This window comes from Arthrobacter sp. V1I9 (genome assembly GCF_030817075.1).
Classification (GTDB): Bacteria; Actinomycetota; Actinomycetes; order Actinomycetales; family Micrococcaceae; genus Arthrobacter.
The window spans coordinates 3,666,437-3,692,702 of record NZ_JAUSYU010000001.1; the positions used below are offsets into that span (position 1 = coordinate 3,666,437).

Consider the following 26,266-nt stretch of genomic DNA (forward strand, 5'->3'; position numbering starts at 1 on the left):
GTTTCATTATTCAGTCGGCCCGCGATTCGGTCAAGGCCAGATGCGGGCCTGTCGGAAAAGAAACTCCGAAATGCCTCTTGACCGCTACCCGCATGCACCTTTAGTTTAGACCGTGATCTAAATCACGCGTTCGAAATCTTTCGAAATGCTGACCCGCGCTCACGCCCCAACATTTGCAATGAAGCAACCTCAGATGGAGAAGCAATGAAGCAACCCCAGACCTCCCGGCGCTCTTTCCTCGCCCTTGCTGCCCTCACCCCCTTCGCCGCCATGACGGCCACTGCCTGCGGCACGTCGGGGCCGGGTACCTCCAGCGCCGGCGGCGGAGCCAGCATGTGGTACCTGTCCGGTGAGCCGAACCAGACCACGATGCAGAAAGCGGTCGACGCCTTTGGTTCGGCAAACCCGGACAACAAGATCGCGGTGACCTACTTCCAGAACGACGCCTACAAAACCAAGACCAAAACGGCCATCGGCGCCGGCCAGGCGCCCACCATCATCTACGGCTGGGGCGGCGGCACCCTGAAGACGTACGCAGAGGCGAACCAGGTAGACGACCTGACCAGCTGGTTTGAAGAGAACAAGGACGTGAAGGACAAGTTCTTCCCTTCATCGTTCGGCGCCGCCACGGTCAATGGCAAGATCTATGCACTGCCCAACCAGTACGTCGCTCCGATCGTCCTGTTCTACAACAAGGAACTGTTTGAGAAGGCCGGCGCCCAGCCGCCGAAGACCTGGGACGATGTCATGTCGCTGGTCAAGACGTTCAATGACATGGGCGTGGCACCCTTCTCCCTCGGCGGACAGTCCCGCTGGACGTCCATGATGTGGCTGGAATACCTTCTGGACCGGATCGGCGGAGCCGAGGTATTCAATGCCATCTTCGAGGGCAAGCCCAATGCCTGGATGGATCCTGCCGTGATTGAAACCGGCACCAAGATCCAGGAGCTCGTCTCGGCGGACGGCTTCATCAAAGGGTTCTCCTCCATCGCCGCAGACTCCAACGCAGACCAGGCACTCCTGTTCACGGGCAAGGCAGCCATGATGCTCCATGGTTCCTGGACCTACGGCGCCATGAAGAAGGGCGGCCAGAACTTCGTCCAGGACGGCAAGTTGGGCTTCGTCCAGTTCCCCACCGTTGCCGGGGGCAAGGGCGACCCCAAAAACGGCGTGGGAAACCCTGCCCAGTACATGTCGATCTCCTCAAAGGCCACCGACCAGGAAAAAGAAACGGCGAAGAAGTTTTTCAAGGACGGCATCCTGACCGAAACGGTCATTGATACGTATATCAATTCCGGATCCGTTCCCATCGTCAACGGCATCGAAGACAAGCTCAATGCTTCTCCTGACAAGGACTTCCTGAACTTCGTCTACGACCTGGCCAAGAATGCCCCGAACTTCCAGCAGTCCTGGGACCAGGCACTGAGCCCCACCGCTGCCGAGGCACTGCTGAACAATATCGACCAGCTGTTTCTGAAGTCGATTACCCCCCGGCAGTTCGCCGAGAACATGAATGCCACCCTCGGAAAATGAGTAACGCCGTCTCCACCGCTCCAAAGACTGCCACCCGGGGCAGGACCGAAGGCGGGCAAAGCGGGCAGCGGAATGCTGCACTCGCGTGGCTGACGCTGCCGGCTTTGTTCTTCTTCCTCGTCTTCGCGGTTGTGCCGCTGGCCGGTGTACTCATTCTGAGCTTCTCCAGCTGGGACGGCATCGGTGCCATCGGGTCGGCGGGCATGGGTAACTGGTTCTCCGTGCTGGCAGACCCCGGCCTGTACAACGCCCTGGGACTGACCTTCCTGATCATGATCGCCTCCTGGCTCGTCCAGACTCCGATCAGCCTCCTCCTGGGAGTCTTCACGGCAGGAAGCCAGCGTTATCGGGCAGCCCTGGCCGTACTGTATTTCCTGCCTTTGCTGCTCTCATCGGCAGCAGTGGCCATCGCCTTCAAGGCCTTGCTGGACCCGAACTTCGGGCTGGCCACAGGCCTGGGGCTGCCTTTCCTGGCCCGGGACTGGCTGGGCGTACCGCATCTGGCCCTGGGGTTGGTCATCTTTGTGATTGCCTGGCAGTTCGTGCCGTTCCACACACTCATTTACCAGGGCGGCGTACGCCAGATCCCTAAATCGCTCTATGAAGCGGCAGAGATCGACGGAGCGGGAACAATCAAGCAGTTCTTCCACATCACGCTCCCCCAACTGAAGTACACCATCATCACGTCGTCCACCCTGATGGTGGTCGGATCGCTGACGTACTTCGACCTGATCTTCGTCCTGACCGGCGGCGGTCCGGGGAACTCCACCCGGATCCTGGCCCTGGACATGTACCTGCGCGGGTTCCGGGCCAATCTGATGGGCCCGGCAAGCGTCATCGCCGTCATTCTCGTACTCATCGGCCTTGCTCTTGCCTTGTTCCTCCAGCGCCTTGGAGGCAAGGACAAGCAGGGCAGCCAATTGGAAGGTATGTAGGGTGAGCACCGTCCTGAAAAGCAGCACGGAGGAAACTCCCACCGGCTCCCCGGCCAACTCCGCCCCCGCCAAGCGGGGGTTCGGTTCCCGGATGAGGCGGCTGAACGTCCCTGCAGGCCTCGGCGGCTGGATCTGGCTCGCCATCATCATCACCCCGGTCTACTACGTGGTCATCACCAGCCTGAAAACGCAGGAAGGCTACTTCGGCCAGAATCCGCTGGCGCTTCCCACCTCTCCCACGCTGGAGAACTACCAGCTGGTTCTTGAAGCCGACTTCGCGAAGTACTTCATGAACAGCACAATCGTCACACTCGGCGCTGTCATCCCGACCGTACTGGTTTCCTTCATGGCCGCGTTCGCCATTGTTCGCGGCAAGGGCAGGTTCCTCAAGCTGGTCAACGGCATGTTCCTGATGGGACTGGCGATCCCGCTCCAGGCGACGATCATCCCGATCTACCTGATGATCATCCGGCTCAACCTGTACGACAGCCTGCTGGCACTCATGCTTCCATCCATTGCCTTTGCGATCCCGCTGACCGTACTGATCCTGTCCAACTTCATCCGCGATGTGCCGAATGAACTGTTCGAGTCGATGCGGCTGGACGGCTGCAGCGAGTGGCAGACCATGTGGCGGCTCGCATTGCCACTGACCCGCCCTGCGATCGTGACAGTCGCCATCTACAACGGCCTGCATGTCTGGAACGGATTCCTGCTTCCGCTGGTCCTCACCCAGAGCCCCGGCCTGCGCGTCCTGCCCCTGGCGTTGTGGACATTCCAGGGCGAATACAGCGTCAACATTCCGGCCGTGCTCGCCTCGGTGGTGCTCAGCACCCTGCCGATCCTCGTGCTCTACGTCATCGGCCGCCGCCAGTTGCTCGCCGGCCTCACCGCGGGCTTCAGCAAGTAACACCAGGAACTTCACGAAAGGACATTCACATGACCACCGCAAAACCCCTGCGGGTCGGCATGGTTGGCTACGCCTTCATGGGTGCAGCGCACTCCCACGCCTGGCGGACCGCGCCACGGTTCTTCGACCTGCCGCTGCAGCCCCAACTCACCGCGATTGCCGGCCGGAACGCCGATGGCGTGCGGGCCGCAGCAGACAAGCTTGGTTGGGGTTCGGTGGAGACGGACTGGCGCCGCCTGATCGAGCGTGACGACATCGACCTGATCGACATCTGCACCCCCGGCGACACGCACCCCGAGATTGCGATCGCCGCCCTTGAGGCCGGCAAGCATGTGCTGTGCGAAAAGCCGCTCGCGAACTCCGTGGAGGAAGCGGAGCGGATGACCCTCGCTGCGGAAACCGCCGCCAAGCAGGGCATCTTCTCGATGTGCGGCTTCAGTTACCGGCGGACACCCGCTTTGGCACTGGCCAAACAGTTCGTGGAACAGGGCAGGCTGGGTGACCTCCGGCACGTCCGGGCACAGTATCTGCAGGACTGGCTCTCCGACGAGAACGCCCCCATGACCTGGCGGCTGGACAAGAGCAAATCCGGGTCCGGCTCCCTCGGCGACATCGGGGCACACAGCATCGACGCGGCCCAATGGGTCACCGGGCAGAGCATCACAGGCGTCTCTGCACTGCTCGAAACCTTCGTCCCGGAGCGCCCGCTCGCCGGTGACCTTGTGGGCTTGGGCGGCCACGGAGACCTCAGCCGCGACGCACCCCGGGGAACGGTCACCGTGGACGACGTCGCCATCTTCAGCGCACGGTTCGACGGCGGTGTTGCTTCGACGGGGGCCGTTGGTGTCTTTGAAGCCACGCGTTACGCGCTCGGCCGGAAAAACGCCATGCGCCTGGAAGTGAACGGCACCAAAGGCTCCCTCGCCTTTGATTTTGAGGACATGAACGTCCTGTCCTTCTACGACGCAGCGGAGTCCCCGGATGCCGGCTTCCGCCGGATCTTCGTCACGGAGCCCGAGCACCCTTACGTCGGCAACTGGTGGCCCACTGGCCACGGCCTGGGCTACGAGCACGGTTTCACCCACCAGGTAGTGGACCTGGTGACGGCGATCGGTGAGGGCCACCCGCCGGAACCGTCCTTCGCGGACGCCCTGCAGGTCCAGCGGGTCTTGGCCGCCGTCGAGGCCAGCGCCTCGAACTCAAGCCAGTGGCAAAAGGTCTAGGAACGTGAACACAGGACAAGGAACCCCAATGACGCGACCAATCACACTTTTCACCGGCCAGTGGGCCGACCTGCCCTTCGAGGAGGTGGCCCGGCTCGCCGGCGAGTGGGGCTTTGACGGGCTCGAGATCGCTTGCTGGGGCGACCATCTGGACCCGCGCCGCGCTGCGGAGGACGATAGCTACCTCCAGGACCGGCTGGATATCCTGGAAAAAAACAACCTTCAGGTTTTCGCCATCGCCAACCACCTCACGGGGCAGGCAGTGTGCGATGACCCCATCGACGAACGCCACCAGGGCATCCTGTCCACGGAAATCTGGGGCAACGGCGAAGCAGAAGGAGTGCGCCGCCGCGCCGCCGAGTCGATGAAGGACACCGCACGGGCAGCTGCCCGCCTCGGTGTGAAGACCGTAACAGGATTTACCGGCTCTTCCATCTGGAAGGCCGTCGCCATGTTCCCGCCCGCCTCCGAGGCAATGATCGATGCAGGCTACCAGGACTTCGCGGACCGCTGGAATCCGATTCTGGACGTCTTTGAGAAGGAAGGCGTCCGCTTCGCCCTGGAGGTCCACCCTTCCGAAATCGCCTACGACTACTGGACCGCCAAGCGCACCCTGGAGGCCATCGGGCACCGCAAGAGCTTCGGGCTGAACTTCGACCCGTCCCATTTCATCTGGCAGGACCTGGATCCGGTGATGTTCCTGCAGGACTTCGCGGAACACATCCTCCACGTCCATGTGAAGGAGTCCGTCCGGCAACTGGACGGCCGCAACGGGCGCCTGGGCTCCCATCTGGCGTGGGCAGATCCGCGGCGCGGCTGGGACTTCGTCACCGCAGGGCACGGGGACGTGCAGTGGAACCGGATCTTCCGGACCCTCAATGCCATCGGCTACGACGGCCCCACCAGCATCGAATGGGAAGACGCCGGAATGGACCGCCTCGTCGGCGCCCCTCAGGCTCTGGCCATGGTCCAGGAACTCGCCCGGATCGCCCCGCCCGCAGCCGCCTTCGACGCAGCCTTCGCCAGCCGCTGACCCGACTTTTACCGGCCCGGCAAAGCCGGCAACCAAACAAAAGGAAAACCTCAATGACAGAATCCAAGAACGCCCTGGTGGTCCGCGGCGGCTGGGACGGACACCAGCCGTACGAGGCCACCGAGCTCTTCATCCCCTACCTCAAAGACAACGGCTACGACGTCCGCGTCGAGGAATCCCCCAAGGTCTACGCTGATGCCGAATACATGGCAGGCGTAGACCTGATCATGCAGTGCATGACCATGACCACCATTGAAAAGGACGAGTTCGCCGGGCTGCGCACTGCGGTCGAAAACGGCACCGGCCTGGCAGGCTGGCACGGGGGAATCGCCGACTCCTACCGGAACAACTCCGACTACCTGCACCTGGTCGGCGGCCAGTTCGCCTGCCATCCCGGCAAGCACCCGGACGAGTGCAGTGGCGAACAGTCGGACAACTACGTGCCCTACACGGTGAACATGCTCTCCGCCGCAGCAGAGCACCCCATCACCAAGGGCCTCTCCGACTTCGACCTTGTCACCGAGCAGTACTGGGTCCTCTCGGACGATTACATCGATGTCCTGGCCACCACCACCCAGAAGGTCCGGGAGTGGGACCCGTGGAACCGCGAAGTCACCTCACCGGCCATCTGGACCCGCCAGTGGGGCAAGGGCCGCATCTTCGTCGCCACCCCCGGCCACCGGGTCGAAATCCTCCAGGACACTAACGTCCGCACCATCATCGAAAGGGGCCTGCTGTGGGCAAGCCGTTGAAAGTAGGAATCGTTGGCTGCGGAGCCATCATCGCGCAGTACCTCACCAATTTCCGCAAGCTCAACGACATCGAACTGGTGGCGGTAGCGGACCTGGACCCGGCACGGGCCCAAGCGATAGCGGAGCAATACGAAGGCGTCCGCGCTGTTTCCGTTGACGAACTCCTCACCGCGGATGACGTCGAGCTGGTCCTAAACCTGACCATCCCGGCCGCGCACGCCGAGGTGGCCCTGAAGGCGATCGCCGCCGGCAAGAGCGTCTACGGTGAGAAGCCCCTCGCCGCCACCACTGCCGAGGCACGCGATGTGCTGGACGCGGCACGCGAGGCAGGGGTCGCCGTCGGTTGCGCGCCCGACACTGTACTGGGCACCGGCATCCAAACCGCCCGCAAAGCCATCGACGACGGACTAATCGGCGCGCCGATCTCCGCCTCCGCCACCATGGTGACGCCGGGACACGAGCGCTGGCACCCGAATCCGGACTTCTACTACCAGCCCGGCGGCGGACCGCTCCTGGACATGGGCCCCTACTATGTGACCGCCCTCGTAACTCTCCTGGGACCCGTCGTCTCCGTTATCGGCGCAGCAAGCCACACCCGCAATGAACGCACCATTGGCTCCGGACCACGCCAGGGCCAAAAGGTTCCTGTAGACATCGACTCCCACGTCACCGGTGTCCTGGTCCACGCCTCCGGCGCGATGTCCACGCTTTTTATGAGCTTCGACGCCGTCAAGTCCAAGTCCCCGAACATCGAAATCCACGGCGAGCGGGGATCGCTGGTGGTGCCGGACCCCAACCACTTCGACGGCGAGGTCCAGCTGTTCCCCCTGGGCGCAGACACCTGGGAGACCCTTCCTGTGTCCGCAGGCTACGTCGATGCCGGGCGAGGCTTCGGCATCGCCGACCTGGCCTCCACCGCGCCGGGTGCCGAGCCCCGCGCGGGCGGCACCCTGGCCTACCACGCGCTTGAAGTCATGGAATCAGTGCTCGATTCGGCCCGCACAGGCGCTGCGGTGGCAATCACCAGCACAGCGGAGCGGCCGGAGAGCGTGGAGCTGACCGTCCTGACGGACGGCGCGGACGAGCTCCAGGCCCAGGAAGCCGCTTCCTAGGAGCTGTTGCACCAGGGCGAACCACCTTCTGAGATTGGAACATTTATGGCGTACACAGCCGACAACTGGCCCATCGCCGCGGCGATGCTGCCATTCCCGGGCACAAGCGGGCAGGGAATCCACATCAATGACGCTGAGTCGTCACTCTGGGCCGCGGCGCTCACCGAGGTCAAGGAAGCAGGTTTCGCAAACGCGGACCTGACGGACAGCTGGGTGCGTCCCGGTGACCTCAGCGGGGACCGCCTCGCTGAATTCAAGCAGACCGCAAAGGACGTAGGAATTGGCATCCCGGCCATCTCCGCCATCCGCCGCAGCGTCATCGAGGAGAGGAACTGGGAAGCCAACCTGGCTTACAGCCACCGCACCATCGAGGCGGCTGCAGAGCTCGGCTGCGAGGTCGTCTCCGTCGGCCTCCACCAGGCCATCACGCAGGAGCAGCAAAAACAGCTGTGGTTCTGGACGGTCCAAGGCCACAAGGACCCAGCGGGTAACAAGGAAACTTGGGGCAACGCAGTCATCCGCCTCCGCGACCTCGGCAGGCATGCCGCCGACGTGGGCGTCCTGCTCTCGCTTGAAATGTATGAGGACACCTACCTGGGCACCGCCGACTCCTCGGTGAGGCTGGTCGAGGACATCGGACTCCCGAACGTGGGCCTCAACCCGGATCTCGGGAACCTGATCCGGCTCCACCGGCCCGTCGAGGACTGGCGGGAGCTGGTAGCCAAGACCCTGCCCTTCTCCAACTACTGGCACATGAAGAACTACTTCCGCGACGAGGACGTGGCCCGCGACTCGTATGTGACGATGCCGTCTCCGATGGAAAGCGGCCTCATCAACTACCGCGAGGCGTTCAAGGTAGCCCTGTCGGTCGGCTTCCAGGGCATTCTCTGCACCGAGCACTACGGTGGAGACGGCCTGAGCGTGGCCGCCAGCAACCAGGACTACCTCCGCCGCCACGTTCTCCCCAAGACGGACGGTTACACACTGGGCACCAGCCAGGTGGCCCAGGGACGGCAACAACCGACGCAGGAGCTCGCCCGGGTGTGATCAAAACCCGCTCCCTCAACACCGTTTTCCAAGAAGGATTCAACGAGGAACCCATGACCCAGATCTTTGACAACCCCGCGGACTTCGCCGAAGACGCGCTCGACGGCCTCGTGGCAGCCAACCGCAGGTACGTTGCCCGGGTGGACGGCGGCGTGGTCCGCTCCACCGAAGTACCCGCCGGGCAAGTGGCTGTGGTGGTGGGCGGCGGTTCCGGCCACTATCCGGCCTTCGCCGGCCTGGTAGGGCCCGGTTTGGCGGCAGGTGCGGTGTGCGGCAACATCTTCACGTCACCCTCCGGCGGGCAGGTCTACCGGGTGGCCAAGGCAGCCAACGCCGGGGGCGGCGTGCTGCTGAGCTACGGCAACTACGCCGGGGACGTGATCCACTTCGGTGAGGCGCAGCAGCGGCTTAACGCCGAAGGCATCGAGACCCGCACCGTCCTCGTCACGGACGACATCGCCAGCGCCCCGCTGGACCAGATCGCGCAACGCCGTGGAATCGCCGGCGACCTGACTGTCTTCAAGATTGCCGGCGCCGCCGCGGAGGCGGGACTGGACCTCGACGCCGTGGAACGGCTCGCTGTCCGCGCCAACCACTGCACCCGTTCCCTGGGTGCGGCCTTCGATGGGTGCACCTTACCCGGCGCTGCCGAGCCGTTGTTCCAGGTGCCGGCCGGCCAGATGTCGCTGGGCTTGGGCATCCACGGCGAACCGGGGATTTCCGACCACCCCATGCCCACGGCCTCCGAACTTGCCGAAATGCTCGTCTCCCGGCTGCTCGAAGACAAGCCCGATAATGCCGGCGACCGCGTGGTGGCTATCCTCAATGGTTTGGGCAGGGTGAAGTATGAGGAACTGTTCCTGCTTTACGGCAAAATCGAAAAACTCCTCACCGCTGCCGGCCTGACAGTTGTGGAGCCGGAATGCGGCGAGCTCGTCACCAGCCTGGACATGTCCGGGCTCTCCCTGACCCTGCTGTGGCTTGATGATGAACTGGAGCGGTTCTGGGCCGCGCCGGCCGATACCGCCGGCTTCCGCAAGGGCAATCTGGCTCCGCGGGCCCGGCGCCAACTGGCCGGACCGGCAGAAGCCGCGGCCGCTGAAGGAGAGGATGCGACGGCGGCAGCAAGTGGGCTGGGCAGGTTGGCAGCGGAGGTCCTCGCCCACGTGCAGGACGCCGTCGTCGAGCATGAGGCGGAACTGGGCAGGCTGGACGCCATTGCCGGCGACGGTGACCATGGCAGGGGCATGCGACGTGGCGTGGAGGCAGCGGCAGCGGCAGCCCGGGAGGCGGCGGCAGCCGGAGCTTCCGTGCAACGTGTCCTGACCGCCGCCGGTGAGGCATGGAGCGAGCGCGCCGGCGGCACCTCCGGGGCCCTGTGGGGCTCCGCCCTGCAGGCTGCCGGAAGGACCCTCGGCAACAAAACCATTTATGCACGCGGGGACGCGGCTGTCGCTGTGACCGCCTTTACAGACGCCATTACTGCGCTGGGCAAGGCTGTACCGGGCGACAAGACGATGGTGGACGCGCTGCTTCCCTTCCGTGGCGCCTTCCAGTCGGCGTTCAACGGCGGCGCTCCCGTTGCAGCGGCGTTGGCCGCCGGGGCCGCGGCTGCGCAGGAAGCCGCGAAGGCCACGGCATCCCTCAGGCCGCGCAAGGGAAGGGCAAGGCCGCTGGCGGAAAAGAGCCTTGGTCACCCGGACCCCGGGGCGGTCTCTCTCAGCCTGATCGCCGCCAGGATGGCGGACTGCCTGACTGTCGGCCAAGACCTTTCACTTTCTGAATCCCCGCTGGCAACCTCTGCGTCCGAAGAAGGGGTACCGGCATGAACCTGGAGCAAAGCGCAGCAACAGGATGGCGCATCGTCGTCGGCAACGATGAAGCGGGCGTCGAATATAAGGAAGCACTGAAGGCCCTGCTCGAAGCCGACAACCGCGTGGCCTCCGTGGTGGATGTGGGCGTGCGTGCCGGTGACACCACCGCCTACCCGCATGTCGCCGTCGACGCCGCCCGCAAGGTCGCCGACGGAGAAGCCGACCGGGCGCTCCTGATCTGCGGCACCGGGCTGGGCGTGGCCATTGCAGCCAACAAGGTGCCCGGAATCCGCGCCGTCACCGCCCACGACGGCTACTCCGTGGAACGCTCCGTCTTGAGCAACAATGCCCAGGTCCTCACCATGGGCCAGCGCGTCATCGGCCTTGAACTGGCCAAGAAGCTCGTGGGCGAGTGGCTCGACTACCGGTTCGACGAAACCTCAGCGTCCGCCTCGAAGGTGGACGCCATCTGCTCCTACGAGCCCGACTATACAAAGGCAGTTTGACCATGACCGGAACACCAAGCACCCCGAACACCGCTGATGCAGGCACCGCCCGGACGGTCGCCGTCGTCGGCTCCGGCTACATGGGCGGCGGCATCGCACAGGTCCTGGCCCTCGGCGGAGCGCGCGTGGCACTGGCCGACGTATCCGCCGAAGTGGCCCAAAGCAACTACGACCGCCTCCTGCTGGAATCGGACCAGTTCGTGGCAGACGGACTGTTCCCTGCCGGCGCCAGCGAAATCCTCAAGCAGAACCTTTGGGCCGCCAAGGACATCGAGGAAGCTGTGGCGGACGCGGACTTCATTGAAGAGGCCGTCCCCGAAGTCATCACCATCAAGCACCAGACCTTGGCCCGCATCAGCGCCGCGGCCCGGCCGGACGCCATCATCGGCTCCAATACGTCCACCATCTCGATTGCCGAATTGTCCGGACCGGTCGCCAATCCGGAGCGGTTCCTCGGGGTCCACTTCTCCAATCCATCGCCATTCATCCCCGGCGTGGAAATTATTCCGCACGCAGGCACTTCGGCCTCCGCCGTGGGTACCGTCCGCGAACTGGTCCACGCAGCGGGCAAACAGACCGCCGTAGTGAAGGACGTCACCGGGTTCGTGCTCAACCGCCTGCAGTACGCGCTCTTCCACGAGGCCGCGCAGCTCGTGGAGCAGGGAATCGTGACGGCGGATAACGTGGATACCCTGGTCCGCACCACGTTCGGCTTCCGGCTGCCGTTCTTCGGGCCGTTCGCCATCGCGGACATGGCCGGGCTGGACGTATACAACTTCTGCTACAAGTCCCTGCAAAAGGATTTCCCGGAGCGGTTCGCCACCCCGAAGATCCTCAGCGACCTGGTGGATGCCGGAAAGCTCGGCACCAAGACGGGTGCCGGATTCCTTGACGTCCCGGCCGAACGCACACCCGAGTTGATCGCGTACCGCAACAAGGCTTACGTGGCCATGCAGAAATTACTGGATGAGCTCGGCCCGGCACCGATCAGCTGACAACCGATGTCCAGAGGCGGGATACCCTGCCTCTGGACATCTCCCCTGCGGCGTAGCACGATCTGAGTTGTGACCACCAGTCCCGACTCCGATCCACGCCTGCGTGAGCTTCGAGAGCTCCGCCGCGTCAAGGACCGGATCGACCGGGAGTACGCGCAGCCGCTGGACGTCGAATCCCTGGCCCGCGGCGTCCACATGTCCGCCGGGCACCTCAGCCGCCGTTTCAGGCTCGCCTACCAGGAATCGCCCTACAGCTACCTGATGACCCGGCGCATTGAGCGGGCCATGGCGCTCCTTCGCCGCGGTGACCTTTCCGTCACGGAGGTATGCTTCGCCGTCGGCTGCTCCTCCCTGGGAACCTTCAGTACCCGCTTTGCTGAGCGGGTGGGTATGCCTCCCAGCGTCTACAGACAGGAAGCGGAAAGCTCGACGGCGGGCATCCCGGCGTGCGTGGCGAAACAGGTCACCAGACCGGTCAGGAATCGAGAAGCGCCCGCGCCGGAGCCGCAACTAGCATGACTGCCATGAACATCAACATCAGTTCCAGTTTCCTTCCGCACACCGACCCGGACGCTTCCCTGGCGTTCTACCGCGACGCCCTGGGCTTCGAGGTCCGCAACGATGTTGGCCGCGGCACTATGCGCTGGATCACCGTGGGTCCGGCCGGACAGCCCGATGTCTCCATCGTCCTGCACCCGCCGGCCGTGGACCCCGGCATCACCGACGACGAACGCCGCACCATCGCCGGGATGATGGCCAAGGGCACCTACGCCACCGTCATCCTGTCCGCCCCGGACGTGGACGCCGCGTTCGCCCAAGTTGAAGCGAGCGGGGCCGACGTCGTCCAGGAACCTGTCGACCAGCCCTACGGAATCCGCGACTGCGCCTTCCGCGACCCGGCAGGCAACACCGTCCGCATCAACCAGCAGCCCTGAGCTGGGAGGATTGAACCCGGCGACGCCGGGGGAGGCTGCGAGCGCACCCTCCCCCGGGCACGAAGAATCGCAGCCCAACAGAGTGGAGACCCGATGAGCACGGACACCAGTACCGAGACAAACACCGATCCCCGGACCAACGGGCTGCACGCTGCCGATACCCACGACCTCATCCGTGTGCAGGGCGCGCGGGAGAACAACCTCAAGGACGTCAGCGTCGAGCTGCCCAAGCGCCGGCTGACGGTGTTCACGGGTGTGTCCGGCTCGGGTAAGAGCTCCCTGGTGTTCGCCACCATCGCTGCAGAGTCGCAGCGCATGATCAATGAGACCTACAGTGCGTTCGTGCAGGGATTTATGCCCTCGCTGGCCCGGCCCGAGGTTGATTTCCTGGAAGGCCTCACGACGGCGATCATTGTGGACCAGGAGCGGATGGGCGCGAACCCGCGCTCCACCGTGGGCACCGCCACCGACGCGAACGCCATGTTGCGCATCCTCTTCAGCCGGCTCGGCTCCCCCTATGTTGGTCCGCCCACCGCGTATTCCTTCAACGTTCCCACCCGCAAGGCGAGCGGTGTGATGTCCACGGAGAAGGGCGGCCGGGTGGAGAAGGCGGTGGTCCAGCAGGCCGTCTACCTGGGCGGCATGTGCCCGCGGTGTGAAGGGATGGGCGCGGTCAGCGACATTGACCGGACAGCGCTCTACGACGACGGGAAGTCCCTGAGCGAGGGCGCGCTGATTGTCCCGGGCTACTCGATGGACGGGTGGTACGGCCGGCTGTTCGAGGGCATGGGCCTGCCGATGGACAAACCCATTGCGAAGTTCACCAAGAAGCAGCTGGATACGATGCTGTTCGCGGAGCCCACCAAGATCAAGGTGGAGGGCGTCAACCTGACCTTCGAGGGCATCATCCCGAAGATCCAGAAGTCGATGCTGTCCAAGGACCCTGAGGCGATGCAGCCGCACGTGCGCCGGTTCGTGGAGCGGGCCGTGACGTTCCAGACTTGCCCAGAGTGCAAAGGAACCCGGCTGACCCAGCAGGCCCTGACCTCGAAAATCAACGGAAAGAACATCGCCGAGCTGTGCCAGATGCAGATCAGCGACCTCGCCGAGTGGGTCCGCGGCCTCAAGGACCCCTCGGTGGCTCCCCTGCTCAAGGGCCTTCAGCACTTGCTCGATTCGTTCTCCGACATCGGACTCGGCTACCTCAGCCTCGACCGGCCGGCCGGCACCCTGTCCGGGGGTGAGGCACAGCGCACCAAAATGATCCGGCACCTCGGCTCCTCACTCACGGACGTCACGTATGTCTTTGATGAGCCCACCATCGGGCTGCACCCGCACGACATCGAGCGGATGAACCAGCTCCTGCTGCAGCTGCGGGACAAGGGCAACACGGTGCTGGTGGTGGAGCACAAGCCGGAGACCATCGCGATCGCGGACCACATCGTTGACCTCGGGCCTGGCGCCGGCAGCGCGGGCGGCACGGTCTGCTTCGAAGGCCCGGTGGAGGACCTGCGGTCCAGCGGCACCATCACGGGGCGCCACCTTGGGGACCGCGCGTCGTTGAAGGACACCGTCCGGAAGGCGTCCGGCGCACTGGAAGTCCGTGGCGCCTCCACGCACAACCTGCAGGGTGTCGACGTCGACATTCCCTTGGGCGTCCTCACGGTGGTTACCGGGGTGGCCGGCTCGGGCAAGAGTTCGCTCATCCACGGCTCGGTGGCCAAGCGCGACGGCGTGGTGGTGATCGACCAGGGCGCGATCCGTGGTTCCCGCCGCAGCAACCCGGCTACGTACACCGGGATGCTGGAGCCCATCCGCAAGGCATTCGCCAAGGCCAACGGGGTCAAGCCCGCGCTGTTCAGCTCCAACTCCGAGGGCGCCTGCCCCACCTGCAACGGCGCCGGCGTGATCTTCACGGAGCTGGGCGTGATGGCTACCGTCGAATCCCCGTGCGAGGACTGCGAGGGCCGCCGCTTCCAGGCGTCCGTGCTGGAGTACACCCTCGGGGGCAAGAACATCGCCGACGTGCTGGCAATGTCAGTGACGGAGGCCGCCGCGTTCTTCGCCGAGGGCGAGGCCAAAACACCGGCTGCCCGGACCGTCCTCGACCGGCTGGAGGACGTGGGACTGGGCTACCTCAGCCTCGGCCAGCCGCTCACCACGCTCTCCGGCGGCGAGCGCCAACGGCTCAAGCTCGCCACACAGATGGCCGAGAAGGGTGATGTGTACGTCCTGGACGAGCCGACCACCGGCCTGCACCTCGCCGACGTGGAGAACCTGCTGGGCCTGCTGGACCGGCTGGTGGAGTCCGGCAAGTCGGTGATCGTCATCGAGCACCATCAGGCAGTGATGGCCCACGCCGACTGGATCATCGACCTGGGTCCGGGAGCAGGGCACGACGGCGGGCTGGTGGTTTTCGAGGGCACGCCCGCTGAGCTTGTGGCCGGCGCCGGAACGCTCACCGGCAAGCATCTTGCGGCCTATGTCGGTGGTTAGGCGGAATGACGGAGACCTATAGGTACGACGTCGAGATCCTGCACCTGCTGGTGTCACCGGCGCATGCCTACTTCGGGCGGGCCCGGGACGGCGCCGCAGACGTGCCCACTGTGGACGCCGCCATCGCGGAGGTGGTGGCGGGCAAGGGCATTGTGGGTGACCGTTTTTTCGGAAAGGCCGCACACATGGACGCGGCGGTGACCCTCTTCGCCGTCGAGGCCCTCGAAGCCATGGCAATGGAGCTCGGCGCCGGGCCGTTTGATCCCCTGGCGACGCGGCGGAACGTCATCCTCGGGGGTGCACACCTGGCGCCGCTGCTGGGCCAGGACTTCGCGCTCGAGGCCGGCGGCTCCCGGGTGCAGTTCCATGGCGGCCGCCCGGCCCACCCCTGTGCGTGGATGAACGGGGTGCTCGCGCCCGGAGGCCATGCCGCGATGAGTGGCCGGGGCGGCATCCGCTGCCGGGCACTCTCCAGTGGCCTGTTGCACCGCGGCCCGGCCGTGTTGGTCAGCCCTGTTGCGCTGGACCCGGGGCAGGCCGGCGTGGCGACTCTGCTGCGGCCGGGCCGGCTGCCGTAGCTAGTCGTCCAACCGCACGCCCCGGAGCAGCAGGAGCGTTCCGCCCACCACAACCGCCGATGCAAGGAAGACGCCCGCTGTGCCGATCCCTGCCGCGACCACGCCGATGGTGCTGGGCAGCACAACCTGGCCCACCCGGTTCCCTGCCAGCCTGAGAGCAAGCGCCCGGCCGCGCTGACCCGCCGGTGCCTGGGATGAAAGCCAGGACATGGTGAGCGGCTGGCCAATGCCAAGCCCCAACCCAAGCAGGGCCATGACCACAAACAGCAGCCATGCCGGCATCGGAATCGCCGCCACGGCCAAAGCGACCGTAGACAGCGCAAGGCTTACAACCAACAGCCTCATCCGCCCGATTCGTCTTGACACCTGCCCCAACAGGATCCGGGAAATCATCGAGAAGACTGCCCGGACAGTGAGCATCGCGCCGACCGTTGCCGCAGTGAGCCCGCGCTCCGCACCGAGTGCCGGCAGGTAGACCATGGTCAGGTCCACCACGGCAAGGACGGTGGCACTGGTGGCCAACGCCCGGACGACGCCGGGGGTCCTCAGTAGCGAAACGGCACCGCCGTTGCTGCCGCGTGGCCCAGCCGGCATGTTCGCGCCGCTGACCTTGGCCGACACAACAAAGGTGGTTCCGAAAAGCACCAGGCTCATGCAGACGGAAAGGAAGAAGATCGCCTGGGTGTCGGGGCGGACGGAGGCGCCGCCCACCAGGGCTATCACCAACGGCCCCAGTGCCTGCCCAAGGGACGCCGCGAACGTCAGGTAGCCGAAGGCTGAATCCATTCGGGCTGGGGCGGCGTTGTTGGCGACCACGGCCTGCTGCCCCACCACGCAGGCCAGTTGGCCGGCGCCCAGGAGGGCGGTTCCAATGACCAGGGCGGCGATCGATGATCCCCAGATCAGGAGGAATGTGGAGCAGCCAAGAACGACGGCGGCCCCGATGGCCATCAACCGGCGCTCGCCCAGGCGGTCCACCAGTCCGCCCGTGGGAACGGCGAGCAGCAGGGGAAAGACTGCGTAGCTTGCCGCCAGGAGACCCAGGGCGAAGCCGGGAACATCCAACTCGAGTGCGCGGTAGGTAACGGCCGGCCGGACCAGGAAGGTCACGGCCTGGATCAGGGCGGAATGTAGAAGAAGGGCTGTGGCCGAGCGGTGTCCGAGTTCGCCAATCATGAGATGGTTGGGCCGTTGCCTGACATGGCCAGCACAGCCGCATCCCGGGCCCCGAGGACGTGCTCGAAGGCGATTTTGGCTGCCTTTTCGGGATCGCCGGCGGCCACCGCCTCCACCAGGGTCCGGTGCTGGGCCAGGGCCCGGTCCCTTCGTTCCTGCGTGCTGTTGGTGAAATGCCGGTACCTCTCCATCTGGCTGGACACCTGGCCGTGGAAGCGGGCGGCCCACGAATTTCCGGCGATGTCAGCAATCGTTGCGTGAAGCGACATGCCAAGCTTCATGGCTTCGTCCGCAAACCGCACCAAGGCCTCGTTGCGCTCAAGGATGCCCCGGAGCACTTCAATGTCTGCCGGCGTCGCCTTTAGGCAGGCATTCCGTGCCATGAGTGATTCCATCGCCGCACGAACCTCGTACAGCTCCGATATGGCTGCCTCGTCCAGGACCGGCACCAACACACCCCCGGTGGGCTGCTGTTCCAACAGGCTTTCTGCGATGAGCCGCCGGACGGCCTCCCTTAAGGGCGTGCGGCTGACCTGCAGCGCTGATGCCATCGCCGGTTCGTAGATACGCTCCCCCGGCTTGAGTTCAAGGCTCAGGATGCGCCGCTTCAACTCGGCATAAACAAGGTGTGCACCGGTGTTCCGGGCAGGCGAATCTGGCATGTGATGGACCTCCGCAAAGAATTATACTTGTATACACCATGCAGGTTCCCGCCACGGGAAGAGACCGCCCTGCGCCTCATCGCCCTCTCGTGCTTCGGTCTTGCCCTGTTCGTCACGGTCGGCGCTATCCGGGCCTTGACCGGAGCTCAGGAAGCAGTCCATTCCCCGGCGGGAATCGTCCTGGCCGCGGCGAGCCTGGTCATCATGCCCTTCCTGTCCTGGGCACAGCGCCGGGCCGGACGTGAGCTCGAATCCCGGTCGGCCGTGGCGGATTCCTCGGGGCCCTGGTTCCGCTTCGCAAGGTTTTTCCAAGGTTTCCGGCAAAGGGTTTCCGCAAGGTCGGGGCGCCAAGATGTCCGTATCTGGCAGGGGAGTTTGACCCCCAATGACTCAATCCGGTCAGTGCGCCGGGCTTGGTAGCGCAGCCCCCCCATGCGATGCCAAGCCCGGCGGCCACGGACCTCTCCCCCGCTCCGGGACGTGAATAGCCCCCCGCCCGCGCCCGGCCGCCGCCTGTGTTTGTTGGAACCCCCCAGCAAAACTGGGCATATTCCGGCCTTTTCAGGGGGCCTCGAAGGGTACTGTGGGCGGATGGAGATGCGCCTCGAGGTTGTGCAGGTACCCGTGTCCGACGTGGACAGGTCCAAGTCCTTTTATACGGAAAAGCTGGGCTTTGTCCTCGACCACGACGTGGAGCACATTCCCGGCATGAGGGTGGTTCAGCTGACGCCGCCGGGGTCGGCTGCTTCGATCGTCATCGGCACGGGAATGACCAGCATGACACCGGGCAGCCTGGAAGGGCTGCAGCTCGTGGTGCCGGACATCGACGCTACACGGGTCGAGCTGGTGCGCCGAGGCGCCAACATCAGCGACGTCCAGGACATGGGCGGAGTGAAGTTTGCCTACTTCGCGGACCCCGACGGCAACCGCTGGGTTCTTCAGGGGGCAACGGCTCCTGACGTCAAGCGTGCGCATCTGGACGGGCAGCCCGGATAGCTGCGGAGGACTAATGGCACGTATTTTTATCACCGGCTCGGCTGACGGCTTGGGACGTGCCACCGCGGAGTCCCTCCTGGATGACGGCCACCACGTGATTGTGCACGCGCGGAGCGTCAGCCGCCTGTCCGCGTTGCAGGACCTTCTTGACCGCGGCGCGGAAGGCGTGACGGGCGACCTTTCCGACATCAACCAAACCCGCGATCTCGCGGACCAGGTAAACAGAATTGATCCTGTGGACGCCGTGATCCACAACGCCGGCATCCTCCACGGCCAAAATATCTTTCAGGTCAACGTGGTGGCACCGTACCTTCTCACCGCACTGATCAACCGCCCGCGCCGGCTGATCTACCTCAGCAGCGGCATGCACCGCGGCGGCCACACCCGGCTCGACGGCGTGGACCAAGGCACCCACAAGGTGACCTACTCGGACAGCAAGCTCCACGTCACGGCCCTGGCTGCTGCCGTCGCCCGCTTATGGCCCGGCGTCCTCAGCAATGCCGTGGATCCCGGCTGGGTGCCCACCAAAATGGGCGGCCCGGGCGCTCCGGACGACCTCCGCCTCGGCCACCTCACGCAGGAGTGGCTGGCCACCAGCGACGACCCGGAGGCGCTCACGAGCGGTGGATACTGGTTCCACCGGCAGCGGCACAAGGCCCATCAGGCCGTCCACGATGAGCGGTTCCAGAACGAGCTCCTGGACCACCTGGCCCGAGTGACCGGCGAGCGCCTTTCCTAACCCTCGAGGTTGCTGCTTCCCTCCGGCCCTACTCCGTCCGGGAATCCAAACCACCTGGCCAATGCCTCCGTGAGGCCCGATGCCGTTCCCTCACCCACCCAAGCCACGTGCCCGTCGGGCCGGACCAGGACAGCAGCGGGAGCGGTGCCCTCGCCAAGTACCGGCAGCTCCCACGATCCGTCGTATCGCGCTTCCACCAGCCGAACCAGCTGCGGCAGGGGGATCGAGTCGAGGACCCCGGGCTGCCCGAGGTTCAGCAGGACAGCGCGCGCCTCGTGCAGCAACGAATAGACCGGTTGCGTTCCGCCCGAATGGACAAGGTCGACGTCGGGCATGCGGCGTCCGAGCAGCGGGTGCCCCTCCCCAAAGTCGTACTGGATGTCCAGGCCGGACTGCATCGCGGCAAACCGTTTGCGCGGCTCCTCCATGCCGAGGAGCTCCGCAACCACCTCGCCTGCAGCCCTGATCCGCGGGTCAGGACGGCGGAGCGCCGACTGCGCCATCGTGTTGCGCAGCACCCGCGCGGCAACCGGATGGCGCTCAGAATGGTAGGTATCCAGCAGCCTCTCCGGGGCCGTCCCCTTGACCACCTGCCCCAGCTTCCACCCCAGGTTCACCGCGTCCTGCACACCCATGTTCAGGCCCTGGCCACCGTCAGGGGCATGGACGTGGGCGGCGTCGCCGGCCAGCAACACGCGGCCGGCACGGTAGGCAGCGGCCTGCCGCGCCATGTCCGTGAACCTGGAAATCCAGATAGGACTGTGAGCGCCGTAATCAGTCCCGCAGACGGCGATGAGCGCAGCACTCAGCTCACGAAGGGTGGGCTCGCTGCCGGTCCCGACACGCTCCTCTGTCACCATGACGCCCACCGGCCCGCTGTCAGCGTAGACCACCGTGCCGTCCACGATTTCGTACTCCCGCCGGCCGAAGGAGTGGATGCCGAACTCATCCTGGTGGACGCCGAACTCCGGCTGCCCGGTCATCTCCACCTCGGCGATCAGCGCGCTGGTGGTGGGATCCCAGCCGGGAAAGTCAAAGCCTGCCGCTTTGCGGACCAGGCTCCTGCCGCCGTCGCACCCCACAAGATAGTCCGCCCGCAGCTCCCCGCCGCCAGCGAGCTGGATGTCGACGCCGGCGCCGTCCTGGGCGAGCCCCCTCACCTCGCGTCCGCGGTAGAGGGTCACCGCCAACTCCTCCACCCAGCCTGCCAGGATGCGTTCAATATGGTTCTGCCACAGCCCCAGACCGTAGGGATGCCGGGTGGGAAAGTCCCCGAGGTCAAAGCGGGTCGCCGAGAACCCCGCCACCTGGGCGATCCGCCCCTCCGCCAGGAACCTGCCGGCGATGCCGCGCTGGTCCAGGACTTCGACGGTCCTCGAGTGCAGGCCCCCTGCCCGCGCACCGGCGAGGTCCTGACTGGGACGACGCTCCACAATGGCCGCGTCAACTCCCGCCAACGCCAACTCCCCGGCCAGCATCAACCCGGTAGGGCCGCCGCCCACGATTACCACCGAATGATCAGTCATCGCTCTCGCTCCAGTTCTCCCGGTTGTAGCAGTGCGATTATCCGGCCATCCCCGGGCCTTGCCGCAAGCCCTACCGTGGGGGATACATTGGAAATGGAAGGGATGCGTCGCGATCCGATGTGCGGGACGTCGATAACGACGACCGTGCAGGACCGAGGTGCAGGTTCGCTCTGTCAGTCGCGGCGCCTAGACTTCTGGGCATGAGTGAAAACAACGAAACCATTGGCAGCCCCACCCCTGAGCCGGATGCGGGACTAAACAGGGATCCGGAAGACTGGGTGACCGGCGACGAGCCGATGACGGCAGCTCAGCGAAGCTACCTCGACACGCTGGCCCGCGAAGCAGGGGAAGAACTCCCGGCAGACCTCAGCAAGGCAGAGGCTTCGAAGCACATTGACCGGTTGCAGCAGCGCAGCGGAAGGGTGTCCGGGGACGGCTCCGGCGACGCCGGGGAAAGCTAGAGAACCATCGGCTAAAGAGGGCCTTTACCAAGCCTGGTGTTCGCGCGTGAAGCCGAAGGGAACGGCATCGCTGAGGTCCACCGTGAACTTGTCAACGCCGAGACGGGTGACCAGAATGCCGTGCCGCCTTTCCGCAAGGGCGTGGGCCTTGGCGGCGGTGACGGCGGCGTCCAGCTCGCTGTCCATGCTCTCGCGGTCGGCAACAGTCAGGGTCAGTGGGAAGTTCATGGGGCAACCTTTGTGGACTGGGGGAATTGGGGGGCCAAACACCAGCGCTCCCCAAGGCTGCAGGTGTAGTAAGGGATCTTAGTACCTTGCCTGCCATGGTCCCCTAGGTTCAGGGCACCAGCAACTTGAATAATCAACTAAGGAATCACCGCAGGTCAGACCCGCAGGCGACGGAGCAGCGTGCCCAATTACGGGCGCCAAAGCACGGTGAATTAGAGTTGGAAGCGAGTGGAAGCTGTTCCCGGACGGCTCCGATGCCCCCTAACACCCGCCACGCGGCAGAACTCCGCCGCCAGCGCAGCAACCTGCGTGTGCCACGACCTGACAAAGGATCCCGCCATTTCCACGGACGCTATCTTCGGCAATCTCACCCGGATCCGCAACGTCATCCTTCCTGCAACAGCCCGGACCCGCCTGAACACCGGGCGCGGCCTGCTGGGCGGGTTCATCGTGGTGCACCTGGTCTTCCTCATCTTCGCGGCCTCGCTCTCACTCCGCGGTGAAGCGTTCAGCGACACCTTCATCTACCGCGATTGGGCGATGGCCGGCTTCAACGAAGCCAACCTCACCGGCGGCCCCAGCCCCTGGGTCTACCCCATCCTCGCGTTGATCCCGATGGCCATCGCAGGTGCCGCCGGGCCGGGGCCGTTTTTCTTCCTGTGGGTCATTATGACCACCCTCCTCAACGGCTGGGCCCTGCTGAAGCTCACCGACCGCGGCCGCGATCACCAGGCGATTCCCGCCGGTTGGTGGTGGCTGGTCTTCACCTTCCTCATGGGCTGGCTCGGATTCGCCCGCGTTGACGGTCTCACCGCCCCACTCGTCCTGGTCGCCCTCGCGTACGGCGTGGGCCGGCCGTTCATCGCCTCCGTCCTGCTGGCCATCGGCACCTGGGTGAAGGTCTGGCCAGCCGCCATCATGCTGGCCCTGTTCGCCGTCGTAAAGAACCGGATCCTGGTGGTGCTTGCCGGAATTGCGACGTCGGCCGTCGTGGTTGCGCTGGCCGCTGCGGTGGGCAGTCTCCCGAAGCTCCTGAATTTCCTCACCCAGCAGGGCGACCGCGGCATGCAGCTCGAGGCCACGTTCACCACCCCGTGGCTCTGGCTGTCCGTGCTGAACATCGGTGATTCCAGGATGTACATGAACACCGACATCAACTCCATGCAGGTGGACGGCCCCGGCACGGCGTCGATGTCCGTGCTGATGCAGCCCCTCCTGATCCTCGCCGCACTGCTGGTGGCCGGCCTGACGTTCTGGGCCCTGCACAACGGGAACCAGCGCAACGGCGGCGTTGACCGCACCGAACTGCTCCTGGCCGGCGCCCTCACCCTCGCCACCGCGTTTGTGGTGTTCAACAAGGTGGGCTCTCCGCAGTTCATGGTGTGGCTGGCCCCGGCCGTCGCCGTCGGGCTGGCCCACAGCTGGCGCGAATGGCGGGTCCCGGCCGCCATGCTGATCGTCATCGCGGTGGCCACGTACTTCATCTACCCCCTGTTCTACGACGCCCTCAGCCACAACAACCCGTGGATGGCGCTCGTGCTGACCATCCGCAACGTCCTCCTGGTGGTCCTGTTCCTGTGGAGTGTCCGGCGCCTTTACCTGCTGGGCAAGAAGACGCCGGCAGCTGCTCCCGCGTTGAAGGAGTCCTGAGATTTCCACGAGGTTCTTCGACCGGCTGGTCAGCGTCCGCACCAAAGTCCTTCCGGTGAAGGTGGTGGACTGGTTCGCCCGCCCTTCCAGCGTGTGGTGGGGTTTCGCCGTCGTGCATCTCTACTTCCTGGGCTGGATGGCGTCCTTCTTCCTGCACGGCGACACCTTCAGCGACACCGAGCAGTACCGCCAGTGGGCTGAGGACGGTTACAACCCGGCGGACCTCGACGGGAAAATCAGCCCCTGGGTTTACCCCGTGCTGGCCCAGATCCCGATCTTCCTCGCCAACATCGCCGGGCCCAGCCTGTATCTGCTGGTCTGGTTCCTGATCATCACAGCCCTCAACGCCGTTGGGCTGTTCTTCCTCACCCGCGGCCCGCGGAAGGTCAGCGGCATTGCCCCCGCCTGGTGGTGGCTGTTCTTCACGGTCTTCATGGGCTACCTCAGCTTCGCCCGGGTGGAGGGCATCACCGCTCCCATCGTGCTGGTCGCGCTGCTGTACGCGGCAAAGCGGCCCGTGGTGGCGGGCGTCCTGCTGAGCATCGCCACCTGGATCAAGGTGTGGCCGGCCGCCGTGCTGGCGCCCATCGTGATTGCATGCCAGAAGCGCATCCACGTGGTCCTTTCCGGCGTAGCGGTGACCGCGGTGGTGGCCCTGGGAACATGGCTGTCCGGCGGACTGCCGCACATCATGGACTTCCTCACTAACCAGGGCGAGCGCGGCATGCAGCTGGAAGCCACCTTCTCCACGCCGTGGGTGTGGCTGAGCGTCTTTAACATTGCAGGCTCAAGGATGGCCGACAACACGGCCATCAACTCCACCGAGGTCTACGGCCCGGGTGCCAGTGTGGCGGCGTTCCTGATGCAGCCGCTGCTGATCCTGGCAGCGGCTGGAGCGGCCGTCCTGCTGGTCCGCGCGCTGAACCGCGGCGCCGAACGGGAAGAGCTGTTCCTTGAGGGCTCCCTCATGATGGTTACCGCGTTCATCGTCTTCAACAAGGTGGGTTCCCCGCAGTTCATCATCTGGCTGGCCCCGGTGATCATCGCCGGGCTCACGCATGACTGGAACAGGTGGAAGGTCCCGGCCGCACTGCTGATGGGGATCGCCATGACCACGTTCGTGATCTATCCCCTGTTCTACACGCCGCTGATTCATGCCCATCCCGTGATGGCAGCAATCCTCACCACCCGCAACGTGCTCCTGGCAGTGCTGCTGTGGTGGTCGGTAAAGCGGACTGCCGAGCTGGGCCGCAAATCCCCTGCTGCGGTGCCCGCCGGCGCCTGATCCGGAGGCTCGGCTCAGCGGCTCCCGAGCTGCTGCCGGCCGGGCTCTTCTGCCCTGATCCGGCGGGCTTCACGCTTGGCAAGGACCCAGTTCCAGCCCCGCTTTGCCAGGTCCACGGGCTTGCCTTCGAAGAGCAGCTTCCGTGTATGCACGTCGAGGAATAAAAGGTAGAACGTAAATGCCAGGGCCGTTACGAACGCCAGTGACGACGCGTCGATGGGCAGTTCCACGAAGGACCATACCGAGAGCTGGTCCTGCGCGCCGAACACCACAAAGAACGTCACGCCCACGTAGAACGACTTGATCTGCCAGTCATCACGGATCCCGGTAACGGCCAGGAAGGGCACGAACCAGAGGATGTACCAGGGCTGGATGATGGGTGAGAGCATCACGACGGCGGTGAACGCCAGGGCCATCCGGCGCACCACCCGTGAGTAGTCGCCGCGGAACATCAGTAGCAGAACCAGTCCGATGGCGGCATATTTCATGCCGGTCCTCAGTACGGTGGCAAAGGTCCCGCCGGGCAGCCCCAGCACGTTTCCAAGGAACTCCACCTGCTGGCCCAGGAAGCCGGACGGTGAATAGCCCGTGTAGCCCGGCGTGGGGTCCATGATGGCCCAGGTCCAGCCCAGCCCCAGGTTGTACGGGATGCCACTGAGGGCCAGCGTGGCGAAGCTGATGCCCGCCGTCGCGCCCCACATCAGGAACTTGCGCGGCCAGGTGGCCGAGGCGCCCGCCCACATCAGGCCGATGAACGGAAGCAGGAGCACGGTGATCGGCTTGATCCCGATGGACGCGGTGACCAGGAGGATGCCCAGCACGTAGCGGCGCGTAGCCGCGAAGTAGACGCCGGCGACGGCGAGCCCCACCATGAGTGCGTCATTGTGGGCGCTGGCGATGAAGCTGATCAGGAACAGGGGGTTGGCCACGGAGATCCAGAGCGCGCGCGCCCCGTTGATGCCGTGCAGCTCCGCGAGCTTAGGCACGTACATGACGCAGAGCAGGACGCCGACGCCGGCCAGGAGCCGGAAGAGCAGTACGGAGACGTCGGGCTGGGCGCCGGTTAGTCCGACGACGGCGCGCGCCAGCCACAGGAAGTACGGGCCGTACGGGGTCCTGTTCTCAGCCCAGGCAGGGTCCGCCCCGAGCGCGAACCAGTTGTTGAGCGTGGAAATGCCCACCTCGTACGGGTTTTGGCCCTCCACCACCAGCCTGCCCTGGCCGGTGTAGGCGTAGACGTCGCGGGAAAAGACCGGCACGCAGAAAAGCAGTGGCAGGGACCAGGCGGAAATGGCGATGACAACAGACCGAAGGGAGGATTTTCCCCACTCAGCCAGCCGTTGCCCCAGCCGCAGCCACGAACGCATCAGCACCATGGCGCCCACCGTCAGCAGCACGGTGGAAACAGTGACTCCCCAGCCTTCGGTGCGGAGGGCGATGACCACAGGCTGGCGGATCATGGGCGAGCCGTTGGCGATCCAACCGGTGCCGATGGAGCCAACGAACATCATGAGGGAACCGAGGAGACCCTCGATGGTTGCCACGTAGGCGCGGCGTTTTACGGGCTCGGCCGCGGCTGTGGCCGGTTGGCCAGACTGGCTTTCCGACGTCCCTATGTGTGCACCGCCTGCCGTCATGATTGTTGGTCCCCTACTTCGTTACGGCGCTGGTTGCACC

The 26,266-nt window shown here is 65.2% G+C and carries 25 protein-coding genes and 1 pseudogene; 21 read left to right on the forward strand and 5 right to left on the reverse strand.

What is annotated here, in order from left to right; translation table 11 throughout:
* The first annotated feature begins 204 nt into the window (after positions 1–204).
* The 15 genes from QFZ70_RS17125 (at position 205) to QFZ70_RS17195 (ending at position 15,866) form a co-directional block, all read left to right on the forward strand.
* Positions 205–1,533, forward strand: a complete 1,329-nt coding sequence (locus tag QFZ70_RS17125; RefSeq protein WP_307097337.1) for an extracellular solute-binding protein — start codon at positions 205–207, stop codon at positions 1,531–1,533.
* Positions 1,530–2,468, forward strand: a complete 939-nt coding sequence (locus QFZ70_RS17130; RefSeq protein ID WP_307097340.1) for a carbohydrate ABC transporter permease — start codon at positions 1,530–1,532, stop codon at positions 2,466–2,468. The genes QFZ70_RS17125 and QFZ70_RS17130 overlap by 4 nt, the downstream gene beginning before the upstream one ends.
* A 1-nt stretch (position 2,469) precedes the next feature.
* Positions 2,470–3,375, forward strand: a complete 906-nt coding sequence (locus QFZ70_RS17135) for a carbohydrate ABC transporter permease (protein ID WP_307097342.1) — start codon at positions 2,470–2,472, stop codon at positions 3,373–3,375.
* Positions 3,376–3,404: 29 nt separating this feature from the next.
* Positions 3,405–4,598, forward strand: a complete 1,194-nt coding sequence (locus tag QFZ70_RS17140) for a Gfo/Idh/MocA family protein (RefSeq protein WP_307097343.1) — start codon at positions 3,405–3,407, stop codon at positions 4,596–4,598.
* Positions 4,599–4,626: 28 nt separating this feature from the next.
* Entirely contained in the window at positions 4,627–5,631 is a 1,005-nt protein-coding gene (locus QFZ70_RS17145) for a sugar phosphate isomerase/epimerase (protein ID WP_307097344.1), read from the forward strand.
* Positions 5,632–5,684: 53 nt separating this feature from the next.
* Positions 5,685–6,383: a ThuA domain-containing protein gene (locus QFZ70_RS17150; RefSeq protein WP_307097346.1), complete on the forward strand. Its 699-nt coding sequence runs from the start codon at positions 5,685–5,687 to the stop codon at positions 6,381–6,383.
* Complete coding sequence (locus QFZ70_RS17155; protein WP_307097347.1) at positions 6,368–7,495, forward strand: Gfo/Idh/MocA family protein; 1,128 nt, start codon at positions 6,368–6,370, stop codon at positions 7,493–7,495. The genes QFZ70_RS17150 and QFZ70_RS17155 overlap by 16 nt, the downstream gene beginning before the upstream one ends.
* Before the next feature lie 45 nt (positions 7,496–7,540).
* Positions 7,541–8,542: a sugar phosphate isomerase/epimerase gene (locus QFZ70_RS17160; RefSeq protein ID WP_307097348.1), complete on the forward strand. Its 1,002-nt coding sequence runs from the start codon at positions 7,541–7,543 to the stop codon at positions 8,540–8,542.
* 53 nt (positions 8,543–8,595) lie between these two features.
* Complete coding sequence (locus tag QFZ70_RS17165) at positions 8,596–10,371, forward strand: dihydroxyacetone kinase family protein (RefSeq protein ID WP_307097923.1); 1,776 nt, start codon at positions 8,596–8,598, stop codon at positions 10,369–10,371.
* On the forward strand, positions 10,368–10,862 hold the full coding sequence (locus tag QFZ70_RS17170) for a ribose-5-phosphate isomerase (protein ID WP_307097350.1): 495 nt from the start codon (positions 10,368–10,370) through the stop codon (positions 10,860–10,862). Before QFZ70_RS17165 ends, QFZ70_RS17170 begins: the two co-directional genes overlap by 4 nt.
* Positions 10,863–10,864: 2 nt before the next feature.
* A complete protein-coding gene (locus tag QFZ70_RS17175; RefSeq protein WP_307097352.1) occupies positions 10,865–11,857 on the forward strand; it encodes a 3-hydroxyacyl-CoA dehydrogenase family protein in 993 nt (330 codons plus the stop codon).
* A 69-nt stretch (positions 11,858–11,926) separates the two neighbouring features.
* A complete protein-coding gene (locus QFZ70_RS17180; RefSeq protein WP_307097353.1) occupies positions 11,927–12,376 on the forward strand; it encodes a helix-turn-helix transcriptional regulator in 450 nt (149 codons plus the stop codon).
* Positions 12,373–12,792: a VOC family protein gene (locus QFZ70_RS17185; protein ID WP_307097354.1), complete on the forward strand. Its 420-nt coding sequence runs from the start codon at positions 12,373–12,375 to the stop codon at positions 12,790–12,792. The genes QFZ70_RS17180 and QFZ70_RS17185 overlap by 4 nt, the downstream gene beginning before the upstream one ends.
* Positions 12,793–12,885: 93 nt before the next feature.
* Positions 12,886–15,288, forward strand: coding sequence for an excinuclease ABC subunit UvrA (locus tag QFZ70_RS17190; RefSeq protein ID WP_307097355.1), 2,403 nt, complete (start codon positions 12,886–12,888; stop codon positions 15,286–15,288).
* Between the two features lie 5 nt (positions 15,289–15,293).
* Positions 15,294–15,866: an MOSC domain-containing protein gene (locus QFZ70_RS17195; RefSeq protein ID WP_307097356.1), complete on the forward strand. Its 573-nt coding sequence runs from the start codon at positions 15,294–15,296 to the stop codon at positions 15,864–15,866.
* On the opposite strand, the gene QFZ70_RS17200 is transcribed toward QFZ70_RS17195, so the two are convergent.
* Positions 15,867–17,042 carry an MFS transporter gene (locus tag QFZ70_RS17200; protein ID WP_307097357.1) on the reverse strand — a complete coding sequence of 392 codons (1,176 nt, stop codon included), beginning with the start codon at positions 17,040–17,042 and terminating at the stop codon, positions 15,867–15,869.
* Entirely contained in the window at positions 17,039–17,704 is a 666-nt protein-coding gene (locus tag QFZ70_RS17205) for a GntR family transcriptional regulator (RefSeq protein ID WP_307097359.1), read from the reverse strand. The genes QFZ70_RS17200 and QFZ70_RS17205 overlap by 4 nt, the downstream gene beginning before the upstream one ends.
* A gap of 54 nt (positions 17,705–17,758) precedes the next feature.
* On the opposite strand from QFZ70_RS17205, the pseudogene QFZ70_RS17210 reads away from it, so the two are divergent.
* From QFZ70_RS17210 to QFZ70_RS17220, 3 genes and pseudogenes are all read left to right on the forward strand, one after another.
* Positions 17,759–17,980: pseudogene (locus QFZ70_RS17210) on the forward strand (hypothetical protein); the annotation flags it as partial.
* Positions 17,981–18,295: 315 nt separating this feature from the next.
* Entirely contained in the window at positions 18,296–18,700 is a 405-nt protein-coding gene (locus tag QFZ70_RS17215; protein ID WP_307097361.1) for a VOC family protein, read from the forward strand.
* Between the two features lie 13 nt (positions 18,701–18,713).
* Entirely contained in the window at positions 18,714–19,439 is a 726-nt protein-coding gene (locus QFZ70_RS17220) for an SDR family NAD(P)-dependent oxidoreductase (RefSeq protein ID WP_307097362.1), read from the forward strand.
* Here the strand turns inward: QFZ70_RS17220 and QFZ70_RS17225 are convergent.
* Complete coding sequence (locus QFZ70_RS17225) at positions 19,436–20,965, reverse strand: FAD-dependent monooxygenase (RefSeq protein WP_307097363.1); 1,530 nt, start codon at positions 20,963–20,965, stop codon at positions 19,436–19,438. The two genes, QFZ70_RS17220 and QFZ70_RS17225, sit on opposite strands and share 4 nt — an antisense overlap.
* 200 nt (positions 20,966–21,165) lie before the next feature.
* Here QFZ70_RS17225 and QFZ70_RS17230 point away from each other — a divergent pair, with 200 nt between their 5' ends.
* Positions 21,166–21,426, forward strand: coding sequence for a DUF3072 domain-containing protein (locus QFZ70_RS17230; protein ID WP_307097364.1), 261 nt, complete (start codon positions 21,166–21,168; stop codon positions 21,424–21,426).
* Positions 21,427–21,450: 24 nt separating this feature from the next.
* Here the strand turns inward: QFZ70_RS17230 and QFZ70_RS17235 are convergent, their stop codons facing one another.
* The gene (locus QFZ70_RS17235) at positions 21,451–21,654 is read right to left on the reverse strand and encodes a hypothetical protein (RefSeq protein WP_307097366.1); all 204 of its coding nucleotides are present in this window, start codon (positions 21,652–21,654) and stop codon (positions 21,451–21,453) included.
* 387 nt (positions 21,655–22,041) lie between these two features.
* Between QFZ70_RS17235 and QFZ70_RS17240 the strand changes: the two genes are divergently transcribed.
* Positions 22,042–23,304 (forward strand): glycosyltransferase family 87 protein, encoded by a 1,263-nt coding sequence (locus tag QFZ70_RS17240; RefSeq protein ID WP_373461692.1) that lies wholly within the window; start codon positions 22,042–22,044, stop codon positions 23,302–23,304.
* Between the two features lie 61 nt (positions 23,305–23,365).
* Entirely contained in the window at positions 23,366–24,589 is a 1,224-nt protein-coding gene (locus QFZ70_RS17245) for a glycosyltransferase 87 family protein (RefSeq protein ID WP_307097925.1), read from the forward strand.
* Between the two features lie 14 nt (positions 24,590–24,603).
* On the opposite strand, the gene mptB is transcribed toward QFZ70_RS17245, so the two are convergent.
* The gene (gene mptB, locus QFZ70_RS17250) at positions 24,604–26,226 is read right to left on the reverse strand and encodes a polyprenol phosphomannose-dependent alpha 1,6 mannosyltransferase MptB (protein WP_307097368.1); all 1,623 of its coding nucleotides are present in this window, start codon (positions 26,224–26,226) and stop codon (positions 24,604–24,606) included.
* Positions 26,227–26,266: the final 40 nt, after the last annotated feature.